A 3,157-nucleotide genomic window follows, 5' to 3' on the forward strand; every position below is an offset into this window, starting at 1 on the left:
ACGTTTTCCTTTCCTGCCAGGAGGTCTTCAAGCCATTGCCGGGCAAAAGGCTCATCATCAACGATAAGTACACGAATGGCAGTCTCTTTGGTCATAAGTTGTCTACAATATTTGCCCCCACACGGGCAGCCGCGTGCAAGTCGGTCCTGGTGTGGTAAGGAAGCGTAATGAGGACAACAAATCCCCCGCCTTCAGCCTCACGAAACACAAAATCTTGCGCAGAACCATAGAGTTGTTCCAGACGTGCTTGCGTATTACGAAGCCCCACGCCATGACCTTCCTCAGCCTTTCCGCTGCCTGCATCTCCTGGTCCATTGTCCCGAACACTCAAACACAGGTTTTCTCCTTCCCGCCATGCACGTACCCAGATATGGCCGGCTTCACGTACCTGACTTATGCCGTGTTTGATGGCATTTTCCACGAGCGGCTGTAAAATCAGGTTTGGTACCATTGCATCAAGTACATCTGGTTCAATCTCTTCGTGTACTTCTAACCGGTCTCCTAAGCGCACCTGCTGGATGTCAAGATAGCTGCGCAAGAACTGCAACTCTTCCTTCAGGATCACCTCAGGTTCATCGCTTCCATCCAGTGAATGACGCAGCAACTCGCTCAGCCGCACAATCATGGTGCGTACACCCGAAGGATTACGCTCAACAAGGGGGAGAATAGCATGAAGCGTGTTAAATAAGAAATGCGGGTTGAGCTGCATTCTTAATGCTGCCAACCGCGCCTCAGCCAATTGTGCCCTGAGATGCACAGACTCTTGTTGCCGTTCTCGATATTGCAGGAAATAGTTGCGGGCAAAGCCGGCAGCAAGAATGAAAAAATAAACCATCAATTCGTCTAGAAATCGAAAGCTTAACAAAAGGCGTTCGGGATCTAGCGGCGGCCGCCTGCCGGGCAACAGCACATTAAACAGCAACTGGTGAAATGCATTGGCTAATATCGAAACCAGGAGCGCAATCCCGATATGCTGCGCAATGCGCCTGCGCCAGTTGGGCCGGCTGAAGCTAAACCTGCGGCTTAGCCACAAGACCCCAGGCGTTAACAATCCCCACAGTGCAAATTGCAGGACAGTGATCACCAATTCCTGCCACACCAGGCCTTGCGGTCCTCGGGGATCGTTGGCACGCTGGCCGATCGTGATAAAGAGGATAAAGAGCCAAAAAGCAATGATAAAACCTGCTTCTACCCACGGTCGTGTCCATATTTCGGAATGCTCCTCCTGCCTGGCGCTACGTGCCACTGGCTGTTCCCCAGTCTGGTCTGACGAAATAGTGTTTCTCATGATATAAAATAGACAGCAAGCACATCAACCTGTTCTATGCCAGCGAACGAGGTAAAAGGCGTCAACACACACACATCAGCCAACGTAAGCGTTCATTTTTAACTGCGCAAGTGCGCTTGACGCGAGGTGCATTTCTCATACCCTGATTTTCACGCAGACGTCGTGGGGATGCCCTCCCACTACCAGACTCTATGTAGCAAATAAACGATATATGCTGCTAGCTGGTATTGCTGCGCTCAAGCCCCCCCTAAAGGCTACACGACACCAAAAAAACCATTCGCGACCTGTTGATGCAACTCACGAAAACAACCGTATCTGCTCACTGCTGCCTCCATATACTCCACCAGAGAGCGCCCAAAGGGCTTCAAGAACTGACCAAAAGACACAATCATGAAAAAGATTAACAATCATGAAAAAGATCATTAGCACGCTGATAGTAGTCGGCATCGCCGGCGCTGCCTTCTGGTACTTTAACCAGAATGGCCAGGAGGAAATTAGTTACCGCTTTATTGAAGTTGAACAGGGCAATCTGGAATCAACCATTGGCGCCACAGGGACGCTCAGCGCTGTTAGCACTGTAGAAGTAGGCACCCAGGCATCGGGCCAGATTGCACAGATCACTGTAGACTATAATGACAGCGTCAAGAAAGGTGAGCTTATCGCCCGTATCGATCCAACATTGCAAGAGCAGGCAGTTCGGGCTGCAGAGGCAGATTTGGAACGCAGCATGGCTGAAGTGGCGCAGCGAGAACGTGAGTATACCCGCAACGAGCAGCTCTATGAACGTCAGGTGATCACAGAGAGCGAGTTCTATACAATCGAATATAACCTTGCGGTTGCAAAAGCAAACCTCAAGTCGAATCAGGTAGGCCTCGAACGCGCGCAGCAAAACCTCTCTTACACGTATATCTCTGCGCCAGTTGATGGCGTGGTGATTGAGCGCAACGTAGACGTCGGACAAACGGTTGCAGCCAGCCTTTCAGCGCCAACGCTCTTCCTGATTGCTGAGGACCTTTCCCAGATGGAGATTCTGGTTTCTGTAGATGAAAGCGACATTGGACAGATTCAGGCAGAACAGGCCGTTCGTTTCACGGTGCAGGCCTACCCGGAGGAGACTTTCCATGGCGCGGTACGCCAGGTACGCCTTCAGTCCAGTTCACAGGAAAACGTCGTCAACTACACGGTCGTGGTTGATGTCGACAACTCGGACGGAACACTGCTGCCAGGCATGACGGCTACAGTGGACTTCCTCATCGAGACTGCCACAGACGTACTGAATGTGGCCAACGCTGCTTTGCGCTTCCGCCCAACCGAAGAGATGACAGCTCAGCTTAGAGAGCGTCGGATGCAACAAGATAATCAGGGATCTGAAAACGTAAGGAACGCTGCTCAACCAAGACGCCCAGATAGAGGCAATGCAGAGAACAGACAACGTCCTGCTGATACGGCCAGACTATGGTATCTCGATGCAGACGGCAATCTGGCTATCATGCCTGTACGGACAGGAACAACTAATGGTCAGTCGACTGCGATTCAAGGGCCAGAACTTGAGCCCGGCTTGATGATCATTACCGGCGTCACGCAGAGCAGTACACAAAGCGGTACCACCAATCCGTTTCAAACCTCGCAGCAAGGTGGTGGACCGCCTCGGCCTGGGTTTTAGAATGCAGAACAATGAATCACCGTGTCCCAAAAACTTGATCCTACTAAACACCTGATCCTACAACTTCAATGCAGAACGACAGAATCGTCATACAGACAAACAACATCACCAAGGTCTACCAAATGGGTCGAACGGAAGTGAAAGCCTTAAGCGGCATCGACTTGACCGTCGAGCGAGGTGAGATGATTGCCTTAATGGGTACCTCT

The 3,157-nt window shown here is 51.3% G+C and carries 2 protein-coding genes; one reads left to right on the forward strand and one right to left on the reverse strand.

Annotated features, from left to right (window positions below):
* Nucleotides 1–91 precede the first annotated feature (91 nt).
* Nucleotides 92–1,288: a sensor histidine kinase gene (locus AAF564_26515; GenBank protein ID MEM8489128.1), complete on the reverse strand. Its 1,197-nt coding sequence runs from the start codon at nucleotides 1,286–1,288 to the stop codon at nucleotides 92–94.
* Nucleotides 1,289–1,697: 409 nt separating this feature from the next.
* On the opposite strand from AAF564_26515, the gene AAF564_26520 reads away from it, so the two are divergent.
* On the forward strand, nucleotides 1,698–2,951 hold the full coding sequence (locus AAF564_26520) for an efflux RND transporter periplasmic adaptor subunit (GenBank protein MEM8489129.1): 1,254 nt from the start codon (nucleotides 1,698–1,700) through the stop codon (nucleotides 2,949–2,951).
* The last annotated feature ends 206 nt before the right edge of the window (nucleotides 2,952–3,157 follow it).

This window comes from Bacteroidota bacterium, from assembly GCA_039111535.1.
Taxonomy (GTDB): Bacteria; Bacteroidota; Rhodothermia; order Rhodothermales; family JAHQVL01; genus JBCCIM01.